The following is a 23210-nucleotide window of genomic DNA, read 5'->3' as shown; positions in this document are numbered from 1 at the left end:
CCCTCAGCTTTAAATCTTCAAATAGCTTAGAAGAGTCTCCATTTTTTACCATGGCTAATCGAAGTATGTGCAAGCTAATAATACAATGTTGAACACAGTTAATCCGCTCTGAAAGTAACAGTTAAAGGTTTATTATGAACTATTTTGAAACAATCTACGCGCTTGCTATTACGAAAAAAAAAGACGAGCTTATAGCTTATGTCAAAGAACAGCATGTCAGTATCGATGTATTTAAAAAATCAGAAAATATTAGTGTGGCGGAACTTTTGGCCTTTGAGGGAAGACAATCGGAACTTAATTTATTATTGCTCCTGGGAGCCGACAAGAATTTGGCTATCCGAGGAGCAGCTCGTGCAGGAAATGGAGCATTAACGAATTGGTTGATGATTTTCAAAAATGCTGATATCAGGTACGCTGCTCAGGGAGCCGCCCAGGGTCATAATCCTCGTTATGCACTTTCCATGCAAAATCAAGGTGCTGATATAAATTTAATAGCAATAGGTGCTATTCAAGGCAAAAATTACGATATCGCAGAAGAGATGTTAGTGAAATCTGCAGACATCAATCGCATGGCTGAGGCAGCGGCATCCTTTGGTGATTGGATATATATTGACTATTTAAGGCCAAAAGGTGCAAGTCTCGATTCTATTGCAAAAGGGGCTGCTAACGGCGGATTTATTTCAGAAGCAGAATCGTATCGTCTCGAGGGTGCAAACATTGACGATATTGCCAAAGGGGCTGCACGCGGTGGTCATTTCGACTATGCGGGTACATTAATTGAGCAAGGCGCATCCCTTAAATCTGTAGTAGAAGGAGCAGAAGAAGCCGGTTATTGGTTTATGGTTCTAAAATGGAAATCCCTCATCAATTATTTCGACACCATCTACAATCTTGCCAAGGAAGGGAAAAAGGAAGAATTAAAAAAGTTGCTATCTTCTCCGTTCATTAGTGTGGATGTGCGAAAAGTAGGTAGCGATTTAACTCCAGCAGAATTATTGGCCTTTGAAAATGAACAAGCTGCAGTTAATTTGCTAATAAGTTTTGGGGCGAATGTTGATTTAATAGGCAGAGGTGCTGCGCGAGCGGGAAATATCAATTTCTGCGAATTGCTGCGACGAGATTACGAAGCTGATATCAATATAATTGCGATTGGAGCAGCGGAGCACTTAAAACCCTCTTATAGGCAGCTTTTACAGGCTGAGGGTGCGAGTATTTCTTCCCTAGCAGAGGGAGCGGCGGCTCAAGCTGACTGGGAATTGACCTCAAAGCTTAATTTGCAAGGGGCTGATATTCGTGCTGTTGCGCGAGGCGCTTTACGAGGTCAGCACCTGGAATTTGTAAAATCACTCTACAGCAAAAATTTATTATCTATCGGTTTTCTTACATTTAATACCGCTGCTACCGGTTTCCACGAATACGCTGAAGAAATAAATCGTGAAGGAGGGCAAAGTAATAACCTTGCTCGAGGTCTGGCGGTTGGAGGGTATCTTGATAAGATTGAGCAATGGATTAATGATGGAGCTGATATCAACCAAGTGGCAGAAGCAGTAGCCCTGAGCGGTAACTTGTATTTTGCAGAGCGCCTGCGTCGAAAAGGTGCCAATATTAATCATATTGCTAGAGGTGCTGTGGAAGGGGGGCATTTAAAATATGCTGAATTTCTCCGTTCTGAAGGTGCAGCTGTTACATGGATTGCACCTGCTGCTGCAGAAGGTGGAAACTATGCCTATGCAGAAAAATTACAGGGCCTTGGTGCAAACCCAAATGGAATTGCGATAGGAGCTTCGACTGGTGGACGGCGGGCCTATGCTGAGAAGTTGAGACAGCAGGGAGCTGATAGAGCAATGATGGCTATGGGCGCTATAAGGGGCGGGTTTTGGGAGTACGCGGAATTTTTACGCACACAAAACCCACCTATTAAATTGCAGCGTCTGGCAGATCATGCTGCCTTCACCGGATATCGTGAATATGCAGAATTACTGAGAGCAAAAGGAGCTGATATTGATTTAATGGCCTTAAATGCTGCTAAGGGTGGAAATCTCCACTATTCGGAGTATTTGAGAAGTTCAGGAGCGAATATTAATTCTATTATTAAAGGTGCACAACAAGGGGGCTACACTCAATATGTTACTTTTCTCCGAGAACTACCAAAAAATTCTGAAACTCAAGTCAAACTGATTGTTTCGCCAGTGACCGCTGCGTTTGCTTCAAAAAATCAAACGGCAAATTACAAAGGAAAAGAGTCTCAAGAACAATCACTGAAACGGTTAGGAAATGCAACGAATTTAGAAGAGCCCTTATCGTCAACTACAAAGCGTCGTAAAAAATCTGAACAAACATCAATTACTGGAAAAGAACCCTGGAAAAAAAATGCCCTGATTAGTGGGAAATATTCCCGAGAATACAAAGCTATTCCCAAAACGCCTTTTTTCTCCGTTGGCTCAAAAAGGAATACCTATTACATCAGTAAGTTTAACTTTCAAATACTCCTGTCCTGCCGCCAACCAAAAGGCTTAGAAAGAACAACTCATGAAATAGCTATAGGAAAGTCAAAATTTAGGCTTTCGACCCTTAAAGATAGCCTGCCATCCAACGATGAAACAGTTACTTTTATCTTTGCCGGTCGTAAAGAACAGGCAATGATTCCTGATCCTACAATACTTGGCGCAAGGCAGCGCCTATTAGTAGTGGTGGGAGCCGATGAGTACAAGGAGCTTCATGAGAATAATTATAATGAGAATGTAGAGTTTTTAATAACCGATTCTTTAGAGTCAGCGACCCATGGAACTTATCACCCCGAGGATATCCAGGCTCGCCGGCTAACTGCCTTTATCCTGTCTTATGCATGGAGACTTAAAGATTGTATTTATCTGGATGACAATATAACCCTGATTCAGGCTGCCACTGAGTTTACACCCATTAATAACTGGGAAGAGACCACTGCGTCCCTTATGAAGGCTCGAGATAATGAGCAAGCGTTGATGTGTGGCATGCAAACCTTATCAAACAAGCCTTATTATTACGTTGAGCCAGATTATTGTTATAAATTATTTGTTGTGGATTTTGAGCAAACAGCCAAGGTTTTGAAGTTAATGTCTGCAGAAGATGTATTTGTCCTTGGATATCCATCAATCTATTCAGGCTATTGTATGCAAGATTTTTATTTTCAAATGGTTATTGATTTTGCCCTTTTTGATGCTTACAGCAAGACTCAAGCAGATAATATCGAATTACCCAAACGCCTCTTGCATCTGCCGCCTACAGAATCAATCAGCTTGCTCCGGGCAAAACGGAATAAAAATGCTGCGAAATCTTTTGCGCGAGGCTTAATTGAAGATATTCAAGAAATTGATGAGGTGAGTTTTGTTCCGGATGGAGTAAAGGAAGAGCATGCACAGTGGATGCTGAGTAGTCTTGGTCATTTAAAAGAAGAAATTCAACGCTGTCTGAATATGGCTAAAAGGAAACGCCTTCAGATCACGAATTACGATTATCGCGATATTATTTTCCAGTCCAATAATCAACGGGACCTACCTGATGAGGATACAGACTTAAAAGAATCACAAGAAGTTGAGCCGGAGCAACATGGCCCTGTTGAAGCGAAACAAAAACTGAAAAGAGGTGCAAATGCCTGCAACAGCTCGTTTATTGCTCAATTTTGGACTGGTTGCAAACTTAACGAACTTATCCCCACTGATAAATTAGCTGACTATTTGCAACTCAAAGAGATCGTTGAATATCTCTACCCTTATCAGGCAGACGCATTACGAGCCGTCAGTAAATCACAGGAGTTTCATAGTGTTGTAAGACTTAATACTGGTGGTGGTAAAACTTTATTAGGGATTCTGCTGGCCAATTTTCTGATAATGCAGGATTCAGACGCGGTTATTCACATCATTGTTCCAACGGTCCAATTAGCCAACCAATACTACGTGGAGTTCATCAGAACTCTTAAAATATTGGGGAAAGCTTCTGCAATTGAAGAAAAAAATGTGATTACGGTGCATAGCCGGGAAAATGCGGTCACTGCAGATTTTATTAATACTAATAATCCTTTAAGGGAGAAGGCGAGTGTTTTTATTTTTTGTGACGCTAGTTATTCCAAAGTGCTAGCGGAAAAAGTCGAGTGTCTAGAAAAACATCGTAAACCACGTCTGGTAATCTTGGATGAATTTCATCTCTATAAAAAGAAAGCGCTGCATTTGATGCAGAGTGGTATGTCTGTCTTAGGCTTTTCAGCAACTCCTGGCAACGACATCCAGCCGCTTTTTGTGTTTACGCGAGCCGATTCGCGTAAAGCAGGTAAGACAGCGCCTTTAATTATTGATCGTGTCTCTTATTCGTTTAATAAAGAAATGAATCATAAGAAGCATGAGCAAATCGTCAAATCTATTTGGGACCATATTCATCCAATGGGCAAGCCGCTTGTTTACTATAAAGGGATTATTTATACCAGCAGCATTGAGGAGGCGAAACAATTAGCTGCAGCTATTAATCAGGAGCAGGCTGAACGCGAAAAGGCTGCGTCGGGTGATGCAGAGCAGAAGAAAAAACCTAAGTTGGCTCAAGCGATACACTCTCAGATTAAAGACTATGAAAAGTGGATTGAGCAGTTCAAGAGAAAAAGTCTGGAAACATCTGCCATTCTGGTTGTTGTGGATATGCTCGGTACAGGTTACGACGATCCGGATGTTGTCTGGGGTTTATATGCCAAAAATAAAGGAAGCAATGTAGGAGATCATTCGCAAAAAGTTGGGCGGACAGTCCGAATTAATCCTCGATATCCAAACAAAATTGCTTACTTCCTAGCTGATAATGATGTGATTATGGATTTGGATGAAGTATATAAAGATGAAGATGCCTTATTCAACGCTGCCGATAAATATTATGACGTTAATCGTCAACTCATTTATCTTGAACTCATGGATGCAATAGATAGAAAGCGCCCCTTCCACCATTACGCACCCATGTTTAAATTTAATAAACTAGATGAAAAGTACAGCCTGTCAAAAAATCTTATTCTGGTATTAAAAGCTCTGGAAAGCAAAAACGAAGAGTGGAGTAAAGGACTTCTGGAATTGAACGGGGATTTGAAAAAGCTTTCTCAAGATCGCAGGGGAAGAGAGTTTAACCTGCTGGAAGTTTTTATCAATGAGGTTATCGGTCTGCAAGAAGGTCTACAGGATGGTTTAAAACAATCCTTGTTTACATTAAAAATCTTCGATCAATTAATTCACAGTCTCAATAAATACCAACCTGCGCTATTAAATCAATTGATTATGAAACCAGGTTTAGGCGAAATGTTGAAAAGAGTGGATGAGCAATACACCCATATACTTCACAAATATGGAATTTTGCGATCGGAAAAGACTGCTTCAGGCTTCTGGATGCGAAACGACCTAAAGATAGGAACCTCATCCTCTTCGTTCTCAAATCGTTATGCCTTTGTAAATAACTTAAACATTCGTATATCGAATGAACTTGAACAAAGAAACCCTAAGGCGCCAACCGCGAGAGAGACATTATCACTGCTCTAACAAGGAGTCATTGAGCATTGTAATTCAAAGAAGAGGGAAGGGGGCTATTTATATTGTGAAGTAAATTCTGGTTTATAAATAATATGCGCTGGCTAAAGCTAAATTAATTAACATGATGATTTATTAATAATCAAGATCAAATATTGGGGTTTGAAGTCCTCACGACTGAAAACGTACGCTAAGCGGTAACCAAATGATTTATAATGAATTAAAAAATATAAAAATGAGCTCAATAACAATGTTTGATAAATCAAAATGCGCGTTAATGAGTCGCATTGAATTTAAATGGCACCGGTTTTTACCTTAGCGTACGTTTTCAGTCGTGAGGACTTCAAACCCCATTACCCCTTAAGTTTGCATCAAATTAGGAACGAGGCTAGGGAAGTTAATAGAGGGCCCGTTTTTTAGCTTTAAGGATTTATAAAAGAATCTCTTTTTGCAGATGCAACTTTCATGAGCTATAATTTCAATTGAAATTTAAGAGAAAGGGGTGCCTTATGAAATCTTCCTTAAAAATTGATCATCAAAAAGAGCTGGTTTTAACTAAGGCTATTTTAAAATTGGCTGATTTTTATGGTTTAACCGGTAAGGATTTACACAGCATTATCGGAGTTAGTGAATCTACGGTAACACGATTAAATCAAGGTAAAGCATGGATATCGCCAGCGACTAAAGAGGGAGAAATAGCATTACTGCTTTTAAGAGTTTATAGAGGATTAAATTCATTAATTGGAAATAATCATGAAAAAGCAAAATTATGGTTAAATAGTGACAATAAATATTTTAAACAAAAACCGATTGATCAGTTAAAAACTGTTACTGGCTTAGTCGAGGTAGTGAATTATATAGATGCAATGCGTGGAAAGTTATGAATATATGGGGGTTGCGTGATGGAAAACAATTCATCAGTAAAATAACTGCTGAACCATGGAGAGTAGTAGAAGATCAGCATGTTTTAAGCTCTCGTGATTTAGTTGACTCAATAGAAGAACATGATTTACTAGAAGAATTAATGGAGGAATCTAAGCCATTAATTGAAAAAGAAAAAAATTATTTAATATTTACTCCATTTCGATACCCTCCTTTAAAATACGGCTCTCGATTTGGCAGTACTTACGAGCCCTCTCTTTGGTACGGCTCTTTACAGCTTGAAACAGCTTTTACTGAGGTAGCTTATTACAGATTAAAATTTTTTGAAGATACAAGTGCCGATCTAGGTTATGTTGAAATTTCTATGACAGCATTTACTGCTTTTATAGTCAGTAATAGGGGAATAGATCTAACAGTTAAGCCTTTTGATGAATACACTAAATATATTTCAGACAAAAATACCTATGAACATAGCCAGCTATTAGGTTCACATATGAGAGAGGATAATATAGAGGTTTTTATTTTTAATTCCGCGCGAACGGAAGTGATGTCTAAAAATATAGCATCATTTACTCAATCTGTATTTCAAACTAAAAAAAATCAATATGTTAATAATCAGCAAAATTGGAAATGCATTGCCAATAGACGCTGTATAGAATTTACTCGTATAGAGCTTAATGGTAATAAAAGGTTTTCTTTTTCTAAAGATTATTTCTTTTAATCAAATGAAAATACTCAATTTTTATCAACTGGGAACTAATCATCCAACAATATGATGAAATGATCAAATATGCGACCGCGCTCAAGCAAAGCACCTCCGACATCATTTCTTCTAGATCACGATAGCTGATTCCATATTTACAGTACCAGCGTACGCATTGCATAATCACTTCGCCATGAAAATGGCGCCATTTGAAATCCCTTGGTTGGTATTTATCCATATCTTACCCCCAGCATTAATTAGGTAAGTATAGGAAAGTTAATTTTTTGCAACGCAGCCCAAAATACAATCTACTAGTTTAATATTAGATCATTTCTGGTTTTTTTCTTCGTATGCTACTGATCATCTGCCTATCTATTTTCAGTTTTGACCTCTACCAGATAGATACAATTAATTTAAGTTAGCCCTAGTGTAATGCAAGAAGCCGCATTGGATTTATATTAAAAATACATATAGTGACTATAAGAAATTCAAACAGAATTATATTTCATCTAAATGATAAAATGGGGCGCTCATTATTATCATTTAGGATTAGTCATGCGAGAATGGTTTAAACGCTTTCAGAGTCCAAATACAGCAATTAACTTCCAATTAAAGGGTCAAACTTACAAAAAATCAGATTTTGAATATCTTGCTAGTGGTTCTGAAAAACATGTCTGGAAGATCAAAGATACCGATCAATGTTTTTTCCTTCCGAATAAAGTTAAAGGTGTTTGGGATGATCGCATCGGTGCTGAAAAAGCTATACTGGATTTCATCACTGAATTGGGGTTAAAAACACAACAATTTGAAATGATTCCAATGGTTGCTCAAGAGGAGGGGAAGCCTGATGCTACAATAAATGTGCTAGTTACCAAACAGCTACAAAGTCTTTGTGAAGAAGAGTCTCTTGTCATCTATAACCCAAAAGGTCTTCGCGACAGAGTTGTTGGCAATCCCCCGAATCTAAGGGTTTTAAGAGAACAACTGCGTGATCCAATATTTGCACGAAAGATGTTAAGACAAATTGTTAGTGAATATGCAATTGCCTTCACTTTTCAGTTACCAATATCTATTATTCAATACACTGATGATAGCCAGCATTTTTTACTTGAACTACCGGTCAATGGCTCCTCTGAACCTCCATTAATTCGTTATATATTTTGGGACGTTGTCTCCGATTTTTCAGGATCAGGTTGGCCCTTGGTGCCAAACCTTGGGCTCTTAAAGTCGGGAGGTGAGTCAAGCTATTCCTCTTCTCCAATCAGAGGATTAGGGCATCTTGCAAATGGTGTTGCTGTTGCAATAACTGAAATGAGCAATAACGATCCAAACAGCGACACTACTCAAACTTCTACTTTTGAATATTGCAGGCTGCTAGAGCAAGATTTAACCGCAGCCCTTAATGATGATGATTTTCTTAAGCAGGCCCTTGCTCAGGCAAGAGAAAAAGGTCTTATTTATTTCAATAAGAATTTAGATGGTTTAACCTCAATTCCGCAAGACACCTTCGTTCCGTTGATAGTGATGGCCATTTCTTTAGAAAATCTTGCTGTAGTCCAACGCCTGCTTTCTAGCTGTCCTTCTCAATATCTACTTGATTTATCAGAACCCCAGATGGAAGAAATTAGGAAAGCATCCCAAGGATATGAAAAATCAGCAGATGCTGTTGGCTACCTATGTGCAGAAAAGCAACGATTAACAGCAGAAAATCACAGGCAATTAGCAGAAAAACTAAACAACGAATCGGCTGAATTAAAAAGCCGTTTTCTCAAAGAATATGAGCTACAGTGGGACGCTGACAAAGCCTCCTGGTGTGGTATATATTCATTTTTTGCCCGCAGCAATGTGGATGAGAACAAGTCATTAAGGGAGTTAGTTCAACATGCCAGAGGACTGTCAGAACAAGGTAGTGGAAAACGTAGTCAGGAGGTAATGAAGAGGATGGGGTGGCTAGATGAAAATAATGAAGTTACTGCCGAAATAGGTAATTACCTTTCATTAGGCTAGATTTGGCTGCGTTGCAAAAAATTAACTTTCCTATACTTACCTAATTAATGCTGGGGGTAAGATATGGATAAATACCAACCAAGGGATTTCAAATGGCGCCATTTTCATGGCGAAGTGATTATGCAATGCGTACGCTGGTACTGTAAATATGGAATCAGCTATCGTGATCTAGAAGAAATGATGAAGGAACGCGGGTTAGAAATAGCTCACACTACTGTGTATCGCTGGGTTCAGCACTATGCGCCAGAATTGAAGAAACGGCTGGAATGGTATAAAAGGCGTTATTCCAACAGATGGCACCTGGATGAAATTTACATCAGGGTAAAAGGAGAATGGAAATACCTATACCGTGCAATTGATGAGCGAGGGAATACGATTGATTTCTACCTATCTCACCGACGCAATACCATTTATGGTCAGGCAATTAAGGAGCTAAAACGGGAAGGAAAACTGGCTTCTCACTTATGCCATTCACAGATAAAATATCGTAATAACCGGCTTGAAGCAGATCATGGCAAGCTCAAGCGACTTATTAATCCTGTGAGAGGATTCCATTCCATGAAAATCGCCTATGCAACTATCAAGGGTTTTGAAGTCATGCGAATGTTTAAAAAGGGGCAGTTTAATATCTGGATGTACGGAAATCGTAATGAAATCTCATTTATTAATGAGCAATTTGGATTATATTGCTGACCTGCGCCTGAAATTCAGATTTTTGCGTTTATGATATTTTTTGCAACACAGCCCTAAAGATGATCTGTGAGCTTTCTGCAAGATTATAGAAAGCTCTCCTTACAAAAAGTATTTTTTTACCATTCGTAGCAATAAAAGTATCCACTTACCTATTTTACTTACCATTTTGTATGGAAAATAGAACTTAAACTAAAAATAAACAGAAAACGGTCCTTTCCGCCAGGATCTCAACCGAACCTCGATAGCCTGATACGAAGTAGCTCATGGATTTGATTTATTCAACAGGGGCATTTACATTTTATATTAGTTATAAGACATATAAACGGACTAAAAGTCGATTAGCTGAGGGAGAAATAGAATGAATAGCGTTCGCTTCAAGAATGCAACGGTTGATGGCTTCAATATATTTTACCGAGAAGCGGGAAAGGTGGGGCTACCTAATTTACTTTTGCTTCACGGATTTCCGACTTCGAGCCATATGTTCAGGAACTTGATCCCTATTCTTTCTGATCAATTCCATATTGTGGCGCCCGATCTACCGGGTTTTGGCAGGACAGATATGCCACCTCGTTCTGAATTCAAGTACACATTCGATAACATTGCGAATGTGATCGATAAATTCACAGAGATCATTGCTTTCAATCAATTCGCGGTATATATATTTGACTATGGGGCACCAACTGGCTTACGTATTGCACTCAAACATCCAGAGCGTATTAAGGCTATTATTTCTCAAAATGGGAATGCCTACGAAGAAGGATTAAGTGATGGCTGGAGGCCAATCCAGGCATATTGGAAAGAGGCATCAAATGCTAATCGGGAAGCATTACGCGCTTTCTTAACTCCAGAGACAACACTTTGGCAATACACACACGGGACCAATGATGTTTCGATAATTTCTCCAGATGGGTATTCGCTCGACAACTATTATATGGGGCGAAAAGGTGCTGATGAAGTTCAGTTGGACTTGTTCGGTGATTATAAATCGAATGTTGCCCTCTATCCTGAGTTTCAGAACTATTTCCGCACATATCAACCGAGATTTTTAGCTGTATGGGGTAAAAACGATCCCTTTTTTCTTCCTCCAGGTGCTGAAGCATTCAAACGTGATAATCCTAATGCGAAAGTAGAGTTTTTTGAAACAGGACACTTTGCGCTCGAAACCCATGTGCAAGAAATCGCTGACAGCATCCGAAGGTTTTTGCGTTAGCCGTCCTTGATTCCCCGAGAGCTATACTAGGCCTAGCGCTCCGGAACTTGCGCTCTGACGCAAAAACGCTAAAGAATTTTGAAAATAACTCATTGTTTTGTCAAAAGAAGTTGGGGTGCGACAATCAATGGAATGAATTCTGACCTTTCTGCAAGATTGCAGAAAGGTTGGCAATTACCTATGAAGACCCATCGCAACTAAGTTCTAGTTACAGTAATTAAATTAAAATCGCAGTAATAGGGGTTCTGTGGAAGAAGTGACAAAAGTGTTCGTTTCAACTATTTGCAGTAAATTCTTCTATAATTTTATTTTAAATAACACCATCAACAAATGATTTGGTTAAATATTTTCCTTACAAGGAGTCATTATAACTTTTTGATATCAATCAATATTTTTTGAAACGCATACTTTTGTCACTTCTTCCACGGAACCCCTAATCATATTTTGGTCTACTTCTTTCCGCGTGAATTTAAGAGAACTAGATTTAAATTCACCTTTAGCAATAACATTATTTTTGCTGTTGTAAACCATGAAATAGTGAGTATAAAAATCGAACAAGAGTTTCGTGCTCTTCTAAAGGGCTACACGCCATGTAATCGATATGAGAATTTCTCTTGTGAACTGAGGCCAGTGTTCTTATGGATTTTAGAAAGGTAAGTTTTTCAAAAACATAATTCGCTTTCGTTTCATAGGTTCCATGGCAATAGGCCTCCTCATATTCAGCATTACCCGAAACAACCACCCGATAAAAGCCACTCATAGAAATCTCCTTTTATGTTAATGACTTTATTGTAACATTATAAATTTTGTGCAATTTTTTCTTTCATAAACGGTATTTATTCTTTAATTAAAATACAAAAGCCGTGGGGGTATTAGTTATCAATAATAATTAACTTGTTATGGTAAAGCGTTAATTTCCTAATAGTCTTGGTATGTATGTAGCCCTCTTTGATTATTAAAATACTTAGTGATTAATGGCCATAAATAAATACACAAGGGAGGTTCAACTCAGATTCAAAGTGATTTTTTGAGAAGCAACAACATTATAAAAAACAGCATCAAGAGCCTCTAATGGAATAAATTCAAGCTCCTTTTCGGCATCGTCAACTTAACTTTGAGCTAGACTGAGTTCAATTGACGAAGCCATTACAGCAAGGCATTTGCTTTCTCACGTATCCTTTACCAGCATGACTATCGGTCGACCTTTATATTTCACTTGTTCAGAGTAACGACCTGTATACAAATTCAGATATCTTTACCCTACCAACTATCTAGCGCTTATCCGCTTATAGCTAGCAGAAGGTTGTTCGCCTCGCGGCTTTTAACCCAGGCATTCGCCTTTCGCTACATTGTCAGGTTCGCTCTTTATTCAGAACCCTAGATTTATTTGGTAGCACAAATAGTCCTATCTAATTAGTAGGACAACTCTTCTAAGCAACCTCATGTCGCACTTGAGTTCCTCTGTCTGAATCAACAACGAGTCCTGCTGATGGCTTTTGCTGCCAAATAGCCCTATTCAGAGCATCACAGACTAATGTTGCTTTCATTCTGGAACCCATACTCCAACCCACTATTTTTCTTGAAAATAAACCCATAATAACCGCTAAATAAAGCCAGCCTTCCTGAGTCCAGACATAAGTAATATCGGATACGTAAGTTTTATTTGCCTCTTTAACGTCAAACTGTCTATTTAAAACATTTTCATAAACCGGTTGTTTATGATTGCTATTTGTTGTCACTTTACATTTCTTGCGATAGCGAACAAAAACTTGCGCCTCTTTCATTAAATTTTGAGTTCGTCTTCGACCTACTGGATAACCCAATGCATTTAAAGCATTCTTCATCCTGCGGCTTCCATAGCAATACTGGCTGGCTTCAGCTATTTTCTTTACCCATTCGAGAGTTTCTTGATGCGCAAGATCATCTGGTTTATTTCTTTGGCGGTGCTGATAACTGTAATAGCCATACCGTGTAATGCCCAGTAGTTGGCACATTACGCCAACTGGCCAGGTCTTCTTATTTTGGGCAACAAACGAATATTTTATTTCGTTTCTTGAGCGAAGAAGACCGCGGCAATTCATTTTTTTCTTGAAAATAAAGCACGAGAATCAGAGTTCATTGGCTAGGGCCTTAGGACCCTAGTGTTGCTAGGACTGTTGATTCCTTGGCTGTTTCTATTTCGTCTGCTGACATGTGAATAAGCTCAGACCATGACAAATAGCCTTCACATAACAGACCCATTAGCGGCCTTTCAGAAGAGGTTTCTCGCTCATTTTGTAATAATCTACATAATGTTGTTCTCTCGTTTTTAGCCATCGATAAAAATTGGTCTAGCGACATTACATCCTGAGTGATTAAGGTTATTGCTTCTTGGTTGAATTGGTTTAAATATTCATGGCTTTCTTTCTTTAGTTTTAAGAGCTGAGATATGCTGATCTTTCCTGAATCGATTAAAGGTTTAAGACAGGATATATCATTATATTTGAAAGTAAGGGTAAATAAATTATCGATGTCCTCGGCGTTTTGGATATGAGCACTGGTTAATCCTAATTCCTCCTTTACCTTTTTAAGAATATTTTGTGAGTTTCCTTTTCCTATTAACTCTAAACAATAACGGCTTTGTATCGGCAATTGAGGTAAGACTTTAGGATCAACAAGCCCTAATATTTTACTCTCGCCTTTCTCAATAGTATCTTTAATAAAATCATAGGTATTACTGCGAATTAAATCAGTGGGTACGCCATTGAAGGTTAGATTAAGCGAATTGGTTCCATGAGTTTTAGTCGTAGTAGCCTTTGTAACTTTTTTAAATTCCAAGAGTGTAGAGATTTTTTCAGAATTATTATTAATTAATTCATTTAAACGCCCAAACTCTGCTGCTCTATTCTCTAAATTTAGGTTGAAATAAAGTTGGCACTTTAATAGTTGGATAGAGGGGCGATCATTCTTAATATTGTCATAAATTGTTTTCACCAATTCATAGGATTTTTTGTACTCGCCAGTTAGGGATTCTGGAGCGATCTTGAGCTCAAGCCATTGGTTTGGATGCTTTAGCATATCAATATAAATTGCAGTTCCAAGTACTGGCGGACACTGAGTTTTGTTATTAAATAAATAGCCATTAAAGCTATAGCGTGAATCTGCATCGCCTAAAGATAGCATTTCGCACCACAATGCAGTTGTTTCACTCAGATTTGTTGGGTCAAACCTAAGGGTTTTGTTTTTAGAAAGAAAATAATTATAGTCACGATCGGTCCAGGACCAGATTTCTTTGGATGACTTAATATCAGTAGCTGCGCGGGCAACATCAATCATTCGATCAAAGGCACGTAGAAAAGGATTGGGTGTGCACGATTGACCCAGCGCATGACCAGCATCATGGCGTGAGGCGGTAAAAAAACTAACATTAGAATAGCTATGGATGTCTCCATATGGGATAGTTCCAGGATAGTGAAGCGCCTGAGGCCTTTCTCCTGCCCTTACTCTATTTTCAATATCCGCTATCACCTTAGAACCTATTTCTCCCTTCGGTACCTCATATTCATCAATACCAAAACGAGCAATCCCTGAGGCATGTTCTGCACCATTAGACATGTGAATCACCTCTCCTTTACGTACGGTAATGGTGTCGAATGCTTCCGATAAGTTAGCACCAAAGCTTGTTGAAATAGCTATATCGCCTAGCTCTGTTGTATAAAAGATTTGTTCTGATTTTGGCAAACACATGATGAGCACCCGAAATGATTCAATTTGTCTCTCTGAAAGTGGTTTAAGGAAGTTCATTGTTTGCATTGAATCAATTAAGATTTTTTTTGCATCCTCAGTAAACTGATTATTATCATCCAAGATCCTATAAGTTTGCTTGGGAGGATAATCTTTAAAGGTTTGATGACGCTCTAAAATTGTAAGGCCTTGTTGTTCTGAAATTTTTTTAGACGTCAATAAGGATAGGGTAAGATAGGGGATGGTTTCGTCCTGAAATATTGCATCATTCCAGTTCCCCTCATTAATTGCATTTTCTAATTGCGATAGTTTTTGGGAATTAATTGATTTTTTTACAGGCTCATTTCCCAAAAATCCCTGAAAAGGATGATTCTTAGATCGCACTTGCATTAAGCTATCTTGGCTTCTAAGTTTTTTCCAATATTGTTGTATAAGAACAATCGATTTTTGCTGTTCTGGACTTGAATATTTTTTGAGAATTTCATCAGGAGCACTTTTTTTATTAGTCTCTTCTTGAGCCCCAGGGATATAAAACTGATGCTTTTTATTAAATTTATCCCATATTTTTAGAGCTTCCTCATAGTTATCAGGATAGGGTTTTTCAGAAACTAGTTTAGCTAGTTGATCTTTAATACTTAGGCTCTTCTCTTTCATAATAATCTCCTTAATTCACTAATAAAATTTGCATTTTTCTCTGCAAGTTTTCTCTAGTTTATAAAGTGGCGATTAATAGGTGATTAAGGTTGACTGAAAGATATTTATGGTTATTCCTAGCAGGAATCCCCCCCTGGGTTAGGGCACTGCCATTAAGTTAAGGATTTTTATATTCGTTCGCGCTGAGGAGTGAGCGTTAGCTCAGGTCTAGAAGCGTCACAGTGAAAGGCTTCGAGACCTGAGGTATCCCCACGAATTTGTAACTCAAAAAATAGTTATTTACTAAATCATTATGCTCTTTCTTATGTCGTTCCCGCGTAGGCGGGAATCCATTTCTCAAGCAAAGGCCATCACTCTGTTTGGGAGATAGATTCCTGCCTGCGCAGGAATGACAGAAAAATAGATCAACTTATGCAATTAGCATACATTTTTTTAGTCATACATCTGAATTTCAAATTTGTGGGGATACCTCAGCCCGAACGGATCGTCTATAACTGGCGTTAACTTAATGGCAGTGTGGGGTTAGAGGGGGATTAAATTAAGAAAGAGAATAGGCTTTGATAATGTCAGAATCAGCCATCCATAGTTTGAATTGCTGTAAAAAAAGAGAAATTAATTTCTCTTGATGACGCCGTTTTATGCAATAGACGCTGAAAGCCATTGTCAGTGATCCTTCAGCTAATTCGGCAGATTTTAATTCAGTCATATCGAGAAATCGTTGATGAATAAAACTCCAATAATTATCTGTGGAAATGTAATTTTTTACAGTATAGATTGAGCCTGCATCCATTGTGCTATTTAGGCTTAGGTGATGATTAGAAAATAGCTCGGAAACCTTTTCTCGAATATAGCCTTTTTTCTCTGGAAATACAGCTTCGTATTTTGCAAGATCAGCTAAGCTAATTTTATCTTTTTTTGCTAGGGGATGGTTGACAGAAAAAGCTAAGCTTAGTTTTTCTTGCCAAAGGGTTTCCCAATAGATGGTTTTATCGATATTCGGTCGTGTTGTACATAGCACTATATCAACTAACCCATTGTCCAAATATTCAAAAAAATCTCTTTCATTAATGACCCTGATATCAATCAGTTCTCCTTGATTTTGTGAGTAAAAATATTGCGCAAAATAGGGGATTATATAGTGGGCTAGATAGATGGAGGTTCCAAGGATTAAGGCAGGGGATTTTGACTGCTGCTCAAGATGCTCTATATTGTTTCGCATCTCATTATCCATCGCTAACATTTGTCTGGCATAGGGAATAAAAATTTTACCTGCATCGGTGATTTTTGTTTTTACACCATCAACAATAATCAATCGCGCACCTAACTCATCCTCGAGTTTTTGAATACGTTTAGTCATTGCTGATTGGGTAACAAAGAGCTTCTTGGCTGCAAGAGTTAGTGAGCGATACTCGACTACAGCCAGAAATGATTTTAGATTGGTTAGATTCATTATCCTCTCAGTTGCTAGGTTGCATATTATCTAAGATAGAAAAGAATTGGGCATCTCGCAATCAAATCGAAAGCTTAAGGAAATATTAAGGCAGCCATTATTTATTTGCACAGCCCTTTGTACGGGACAATTTTTAAAATCCTTGCCCGCTTGGCTCAATAGAAAGACAAGCTAGAAATTTTAGGGGTTTAAAGTCCAACGGTACGGAAACATACTATAAGAACTAACCACATGATTTATAAATCAAAAAAAACAACAAATTAATTGACCAAGTATATTCTATTAATCTTAAAAAAAAACATAAACAAATTAAGTTGTTCTTTATTAAATCTATATCTTCGCTTAACGTACATTTCCGTACCGTTGGACTTCAAACCCCAACTACTATTTTTTATAGTTCTTAATCGATAGTAAATACAGAAATTGGGATACCAATAAGCCCGGTAACTAACACAGCCTGATAAAATTCAACAGCAGTGCTTTCTTGCGCCACGCTCTGTTAAGTTGACGATGCTCTGTTAAAGTTTCGAAATTTTCTGCGACAAAACCCTATTTACAGCTATTAGTGTATTAATTAGAGTGATAATCCATTTTTTTTACCTGTTATTGGAATAGATAATAGGTGTGTATGCAGAAAAAACATTAGAAGTAAACATAATACCAAAAGCGAGGTTGATGAAATGTAAACCAGTTTTATTTAACATCCTTAATTCTCCCTAATTATAGATTTAAGCTAATTTTTCCAAGTCGTAAAATATCACAATTAGTAATATTTACAATTTATATAAAAAATAAATAGTTAATAATAGGAAATGTCCTCCGGCTAATTACTCCAAATTATATTATGATGGAAGCATATTAATTTTATTGGAAATCATGAGTTCCACAACCAAAGAAATGTATTTATTTACATATGGTTATAGTAAAAACAGATGGCTAAAAAAATCGATTTATTGGCTACAGCTTAGGCTGGTAAAGGGTTATAAGGCTGGGCCGGGAAATTTCGTACCTTGATGAAAAGAACCCCTTAAAGGTTTGACTTTTAGCACCCTGCTGAAAATCGACAGTTATTCCGACAACTTTCTAACGCAACGGTGATCAAAATCGATATTCCAATTAAGAATAAGTTATTCTAATTTTTCCTACTGCGTTAAGTCGTCTTTAATGCATGACTTTTAAAATGGAGCCTCATTTTAAATTTTAAATAAGATAAAAAATGTATATCAAAATAACCTTTACTTATACACCCTGGGCATTGCCATATGCTGCAGGTGGTGTTGTTGCATCTCTAAAAGAGGAGCCTGTAATAATTTCTGAGCTTCCAGATGGTGCAGAAGCTGATAAATATAGCGAAAAATTACAAAGTTTTATCGGTAAGCGGGTAGTTCAAGCAAGTTTTTTTCATGATTGCAGTACTCTTAAAGGAAGTGACATAGAAAAAATTTTGGAAGCATTTAATCATCATTACAATAATTATGAGGATGGATTACCTGGTGCAGACCTTGGGGGAAATCTTCCAAAGGATAATGAAATAATTCAAAATCTTTTAATTGCTACCCATAATATTGTACATCCAGAAGAGGTTAGGGAATTTCAATCTGATAATAGCTCTTCTGGTCTGACATGGGAAAGACACACTTATTGAGATAGTAGCCGTCATCTATGTTGCGTTGGATGCAAGAAGTAATTCAATATGGTTTACAGACGATGCGATTAAAGTATGGAGGCCAGAGAAAACTGGTGGCCGAGGTCGGCCAAAAGATCACTCGGGATTGGTGATAGAGCCCTGTTTATTTTTGCGGTTGGTTTTTTCCTTGCCACTGCGACAGGCAGAGGGATTTACCAACTCATTGGTTCAACTCATGCATCTTTGAACCTCCCTCCATTTACCGGACACCTTGTTTAATGGGTATAATCCCAGAAACTAGGAGTAATGATGAGCAACAATAACTACACAAAAGAATTTAAAATAAAAGCAGTAGAGCTTCTTGAGCAAGGAAATAAGTCAGTAAGGCAAGTAGCTAAGGAACTGGGGGTTGCTGAAAACAATCTATATAACTGGCGAAAACAGTTACATAAGAAACAAGAAAATGCGTTCCCTAATCAGCCCAAGCATGATGAGAAAGAACTAGAGTTGAGACGCCTGAAAGCACGTATTGCTGAGCTAGAGGAGGAGCGTGAAATACTAAAAAAAGCAGCCGCGTTTTTCGCCAAGGAAAGCCAGCGATCTACGCGATGATTAAAGAACAGTCGGTTTTCCACACCACCAAACGCCTTTGCCTCATTTTAGGTGTATCAAGGCGCCTATTATGCCTGGTCTAAGAAAATACCAAGCCAACGTAAACAAGAAGCCTAAAATATTTTAGGCAGACAGTTTAGACCCCTCTGTTTAAATAAAGCCTGGGCATCTGATATCACATATATCCAAACCAATGAAGGATGGCTGTATTTAGCGACTGTAGTTGATTTATACAATAGAAAGATCGTTGGTTGGGCTATGGGGACGCGGCTGGTTAGCCAACTCATTGATGATGCTCTAATTATGGCAATCACGCGCAGCAAACCACCCAAGGGTGTGATTCATCATTCAGACAGGGGGGCGTAGTGATACCTATCAAACTCTTTTGAAACAACATGGCTCTTTCGGTTAAAACCCCGCCCGCCCCTCAACTTCACCACAAGCTCTATCTAACTCAACCACATCGTGATAGGCCACCGAGTCCGCAAATCTGTCCTCCACTGCAGGTGCCGCATGTAATTGTACCTCCACAGCCATTTCCAGCAGCACCACAGTTAAATCCTTGCTGAGCGCAGGTAAGTGGGGTACAGACAGCTGACACACACTGGTTTGTAACTATATTACAAATAGGAGTAGCCGGGTTCCTAGCAACGCATTGCGCGTTGCTTGTGCAAGCCCCACCAGTAGCACTGCACTGATAAGGAACTCCTCCACCGCCGCAGGTTTGGCCACTAGGGCAACTATTACAAGTGATTAGTCCTCCACAACCGTCACTGATAGGGCCACAGGCAGTGAGAGTTCCACATGTTCTTGGAACACAGGCATTGACACAATGACCCGATGAACAAACCTGGCCAGTAGGGCAGGCAGAGCCAGTAGAGCAAGAAATCGCCGGGGCAGTACAGCTACCCGCAATACAGACCCCACTTTGGCAAGTCGCTCCCGTAGTACAGGCTTGTCCTGTATTGGGAGCGCCGCAGGTATTTGATGGGGTACAGTAATTAGTTAGGCATTCTGCATTAGAGGTACAATGAACACCATTATTAGGGGTTGAGCAAACACCACTATTGCAAAAATTACTCTGACAATCTTTATTGCTAGTACAGGTTGCCCCTAGACTCTTACCTTGACAGGTGTGGCTAGTAGTCGAACAGGCGCCACTTTGACAAGCTGCATTAGCGAAGCAAGAAGCGCCGTTGGGAGCAACACAAAGACCTGCATTACAGACACTTCCAGTAATACAATTTGCACTAGTTAGACATTGATTACCATTAGATGATAGGCAAAGGCCATTGCTACTACAAAAATTACCCAATCCACAATCGCTATTGCTTATGCAAAATCCACAAGTCTGTGTCGCAGGGATACAAGAATTAGTCTTGCATTGTGAGTTATCAGTACAGCTACTGCCATTAGGAAAGAGTGAAATTACTTGAATATTCAGCTCATCCTTAGGCAAGGGTCCATAGCAGAGATTGGGATTTGGTATGCCATTTAAATCAGATTGGCAAGCAGTAGGTCCGCGAGTAACTGCTGTTATACCCTGGCTTGTCAATGTATTCCCCGATATAGTTAAGGTTAGGGTACATGAGTGCTGATGAAAAAGAATAAAAGGATTTGCACAATTACCAGGAGTCGTCGTCTGATTAACACCAGGAACTGAGAGGAGTGCAAAGGTGTGAGGGTGCTGAGATTGATTCGTCACTTGGTACTGTATGGTGACATTTCCAGTTTCTACTACGCTTTGAGAGGTTGAAGTTATCGGTGTAAAGGTCAGAACAGGTAAACCTGCTTGTGTAATTGACATAAGGCTAAAGGTAATTAGTCCTATAATCATCTGATAAATAAAGCATCTTTTTTTCATCAAGCTATCCCTAAGTACAAGTGAATTCATGGTAGCAATGATTGTTTGTATAGGCAATCCGGTTCTAATGTAATGAACCATACGTTTAACTTTGTTGACAATACAGGTTTGAACTACAAAGCTTTTTACCTTTGGCCTTCAGGGAGTAATAGATATTGAGGTGCGACAAGCAGCGGAATTAAAAGATACTCTAACGCCAAATTTAGTTCTATAGTAATCCATTAAATATAAATTTAAATTAATAAAATGCGTTTATAAAACCCTAGCTAACAATAAGCATTAAAAATAAAATTATTAATTTTCAATTGGTTGATTTCTTAGAGTATCTTTTAAATTCCGTTGCTTGTCGCACCCCGTATATAAATCTAGTTTTGGCATTAATGACCTAGAGGGCGTCGTCAATTTACTAGGTTAAGTCGGAGTGATCCGGCCATTCTACTTACCTAGAATCCCCAAACCGTTAATTTTGCCACAATTGGGTTCGCTACCATTTATAGAGGTTAAAAATTAAACATGACTCTTTTTAAACAGGATCCCATCCTGAGGTCTTGATGCGTCGCTGATCAAACAGTGGGCTTCCATCCAATCAAAGTATTTAGCAGAGTATTCACAAACTTATCCACAGAATTTGTGGATAACATAACATGGTATTTCAAAAGCAATTAATACCAACAGACCTTATGAATAAAGAACTTAACAGAATAAGTAAATGAGTATGGACTGAAAAAGGCGAGCTGATAAAATAAAATATCCACATCGTCTACAAAGAAAGACTATGGGCGGAGATGATAACAAATAAATAATAAAAAAACAGTCTTGACTAACGATTAATACTGATTAATTTTTTCTCCAGTAATGTCACTGACGGCCGAGATATAAGAAACTGACCTATCTGCACTCTTGCAGATAGGTCAAGATGAAGCGTACTATTTTTGAGGAAAAGGGGTAATTTGTGCTGTATTCGATTTATCAACTGAAAAAGATGGTATCCGGTACGGAAGCGATTGAACAGGAACTAAATTTGGATACTGTAATAAGGCCTAGTGCTCCGGGACTTGCGCTGTGATGCAAAAATATAGATAAAATTTATTACTAATTTTATTTTATTAATGCAAATTGATATTGATAATCAGCTGATTTAAAATTTTGTTTTGCTTAAACTAATTTCAATGAGCCTTCCTGGGTTATATATGGACTATTAGTTCATTATCAATCCAATATATTGGGCGTTTTTGCGTCACAGCGCAAGTTCCGGAGCGCTAGGCCTATTAAATCCCTGTCATTCTCATGGGGATACCACTACCTACATTTCCTCAACAAAGGATTGTAAACAATGCTCTTTTGCCCAAAAGTGTTTAGCCAAGATTAAAAATAAGGGATCAGCTCGGTATGTGACTCGAAGTAGGTATGCTGATCTTTATAATCAGATGATAAACGAAATGGATCAACAATATTTTAAAGAAAAGTTATATGAAAGGATGTGGAAATTAGAAGGGATAATGAATGAGCTAAAAAATTATCATGACTTAAAGCGAGCTCAGTACAGGGGATTAGAAAATACACAAATACAAGCCTATTTCGCTGCCATAGCATTGAATATCAAAAAACTGGTATTTTTTATTCTTTGTAAAATGATGCTTACTTTGATCCAACTTTGATCATATTTTTCAACAGGCCGCCCCGTTTTATTTCCTCACTTATAAATTAGGAAGTTATTAAAAGTTCTTATTTTACTTAAGAACTTTTAAGAAAATTATGGCTCAAACCGATTGGCACTACCTGCGCCCGCAATTAGCTGGGAAATATCTAAATTTATTTGCTAGTGTGAATAAGAATACAACTCAAAATGCCTTAAGGCGGTTATCGAATAAAAATCTAATTGAAAAAGTGCTCGAATATAAAGTAGAAATTATCTGTACTGAAGAGCAAATAAAAGCTGCCGTTGTGGCTTTAAAGAAATCTCATCCCTATGAGTCACCTTCTTATCAGGCTTTTCGTTTTGAGATTGAAGAGATTTATTAGTTAGATAATAGGAGCCTCAGTAGTTATGAATAAGGTAAATTCATATTTTTTCTAATTGGGTGTCAGTCACGCTATTACAACCACGGAACATTGTTCTTGCCTTGTCATAATTATACTTATAGGCCTGGGACTAAAGATCGTCGGTTTTGTCGCCATTATAAGTTAAAAATTGCGATGAAATTTTAACTTATAAAAAGCCTGATAATTGTAATATTGTTTTTATTATCATATGGTTAAT

The 23210-nt window shown here is 38.2% G+C and carries 15 protein-coding genes and 3 pseudogenes; 12 read left to right on the top strand and 6 right to left on the bottom strand.

The features are described 5' to 3' along the window. Positions 1–134: 134 nt before the first annotated feature. From BN1094_RS07625 to BN1094_RS07615, 3 genes are all read left to right on the top strand, one after another. Positions 135–5537 carry a DEAD/DEAH box helicase gene (locus tag BN1094_RS07625; RefSeq protein ID WP_043873859.1) on the top strand — a complete coding sequence of 1801 codons (5403 nt, stop codon included), beginning with the start codon at positions 135–137 and terminating at the stop codon, positions 5535–5537. Positions 5538–6034: 497 nt separating this feature from the next. Then, the gene (locus BN1094_RS07620) at positions 6035–6409 is read left to right on the top strand and encodes an antitoxin Xre/MbcA/ParS toxin-binding domain-containing protein (RefSeq protein WP_043873858.1); all 375 of its coding nucleotides are present in this window, start codon (positions 6035–6037) and stop codon (positions 6407–6409) included. Then, on the top strand, positions 6406–7128 hold the full coding sequence (locus BN1094_RS07615) for an RES family NAD+ phosphorylase (RefSeq protein ID WP_043873857.1): 723 nt from the start codon (positions 6406–6408) through the stop codon (positions 7126–7128). Before BN1094_RS07620 ends, BN1094_RS07615 begins: the two co-directional genes overlap by 4 nt. Before the next feature lie 94 nt (positions 7129–7222). Here BN1094_RS07615 and BN1094_RS07610 read toward each other — a convergent pair. Continuing rightward, positions 7223–7348, bottom strand: a pseudogene (locus BN1094_RS07610) (IS6 family transposase); the annotation flags it as partial. A gap of 317 nt (positions 7349–7665) precedes the next feature. On the opposite strand from BN1094_RS07610, the gene BN1094_RS07605 reads away from it, so the two are divergent. From BN1094_RS07605 to BN1094_RS07595, 3 genes are all read left to right on the top strand, one after another. Beyond that, on the top strand, positions 7666–9117 hold the full coding sequence (locus BN1094_RS07605) for a hypothetical protein (protein ID WP_043873856.1): 1452 nt from the start codon (positions 7666–7668) through the stop codon (positions 9115–9117). A gap of 63 nt (positions 9118–9180) precedes the next feature. Then, positions 9181–9810, top strand: a complete 630-nt coding sequence (locus BN1094_RS07600) for an IS6 family transposase (RefSeq protein ID WP_043873855.1) — start codon at positions 9181–9183, stop codon at positions 9808–9810. Positions 9811–10168: 358 nt separating this feature from the next. After that, complete coding sequence (locus BN1094_RS07595) at positions 10169–11020, top strand: alpha/beta fold hydrolase (protein WP_043873854.1); 852 nt, start codon at positions 10169–10171, stop codon at positions 11018–11020. 508 nt (positions 11021–11528) lie between these two features. Here the strand turns inward: BN1094_RS07595 and BN1094_RS07590 are convergent. The 4 genes and pseudogenes from BN1094_RS07590 to BN1094_RS07575 all read right to left on the bottom strand — a co-directional run bounded on the left by BN1094_RS07590 (position 11529) and on the right by BN1094_RS07575 (position 16847). Beyond that, on the bottom strand, positions 11529–11780 hold the full coding sequence (locus BN1094_RS07590; protein ID WP_043873853.1) for a hypothetical protein: 252 nt from the start codon (positions 11778–11780) through the stop codon (positions 11529–11531). Between the two features lie 691 nt (positions 11781–12471). Continuing rightward, positions 12472–13104, bottom strand: a pseudogene (locus BN1094_RS07585) (IS3 family transposase); the annotation flags it as partial. A 46-nt stretch (positions 13105–13150) separates the two neighbouring features. Further along, positions 13151–15397, bottom strand: coding sequence for a hypothetical protein (locus BN1094_RS07580; RefSeq protein ID WP_043873852.1), 2247 nt, complete (start codon positions 15395–15397; stop codon positions 13151–13153). A gap of 538 nt (positions 15398–15935) precedes the next feature. Continuing rightward, positions 15936–16847, bottom strand: a complete 912-nt coding sequence (locus BN1094_RS07575) for a LysR family transcriptional regulator (RefSeq protein WP_043873851.1) — start codon at positions 16845–16847, stop codon at positions 15936–15938. A 1216-nt stretch (positions 16848–18063) separates the two neighbouring features. Between BN1094_RS07575 and BN1094_RS07570 the strand changes: the two genes are divergently transcribed. The 4 genes and pseudogenes from BN1094_RS07570 to BN1094_RS19255 all read left to right on the top strand — a co-directional run. After that, a complete protein-coding gene (locus BN1094_RS07570; protein ID WP_043873850.1) occupies positions 18064–18492 on the top strand; it encodes a hypothetical protein in 429 nt (142 codons plus the stop codon). 25 nt (positions 18493–18517) lie between these two features. Beyond that, a complete protein-coding gene (locus BN1094_RS20295) occupies positions 18518–18721 on the top strand; it encodes a transposase (protein ID WP_176695274.1) in 204 nt (67 codons plus the stop codon). Positions 18722–18783: 62 nt separating this feature from the next. Then, on the top strand, positions 18784–19086 hold the full coding sequence (locus BN1094_RS07565) for a transposase (protein ID WP_043872922.1): 303 nt from the start codon (positions 18784–18786) through the stop codon (positions 19084–19086). A gap of 117 nt (positions 19087–19203) precedes the next feature. Further along, positions 19204–19446 (top strand): annotated as a pseudogene (locus BN1094_RS19255) (DDE-type integrase/transposase/recombinase); the annotation flags it as partial. 94 nt (positions 19447–19540) lie between these two features. On the opposite strand, the gene BN1094_RS07560 reads toward BN1094_RS19255, so the two are convergent. Then, positions 19541–20950 carry a Dickkopf N-terminal cysteine-rich domain-containing protein gene (locus tag BN1094_RS07560; RefSeq protein WP_043873849.1) on the bottom strand — a complete coding sequence of 470 codons (1410 nt, stop codon included), beginning with the start codon at positions 20948–20950 and terminating at the stop codon, positions 19541–19543. A gap of 1232 nt (positions 20951–22182) precedes the next feature. Between BN1094_RS07560 and BN1094_RS19250 the strand changes: the two genes are divergently transcribed. Both BN1094_RS19250 and BN1094_RS20105 read left to right on the top strand, forming a co-directional pair. Then, positions 22183–22608, top strand: a complete 426-nt coding sequence (locus BN1094_RS19250; RefSeq protein ID WP_176695273.1) for a transposase — start codon at positions 22183–22185, stop codon at positions 22606–22608. Between the two features lie 97 nt (positions 22609–22705). Next, entirely contained in the window at positions 22706–22972 is a 267-nt protein-coding gene (locus BN1094_RS20105; RefSeq protein WP_245614250.1) for a hypothetical protein, read from the top strand. Positions 22973–23210 lie beyond the last annotated feature (238 nt).

This window comes from Legionella massiliensis (assembly GCF_000756815.1).
GTDB classification, from domain to species: Bacteria; Pseudomonadota; Gammaproteobacteria; order Legionellales; family Legionellaceae; genus Tatlockia; species Tatlockia massiliensis.
This window is presented reverse-complemented; position numbering and strand designations above follow the sequence as displayed.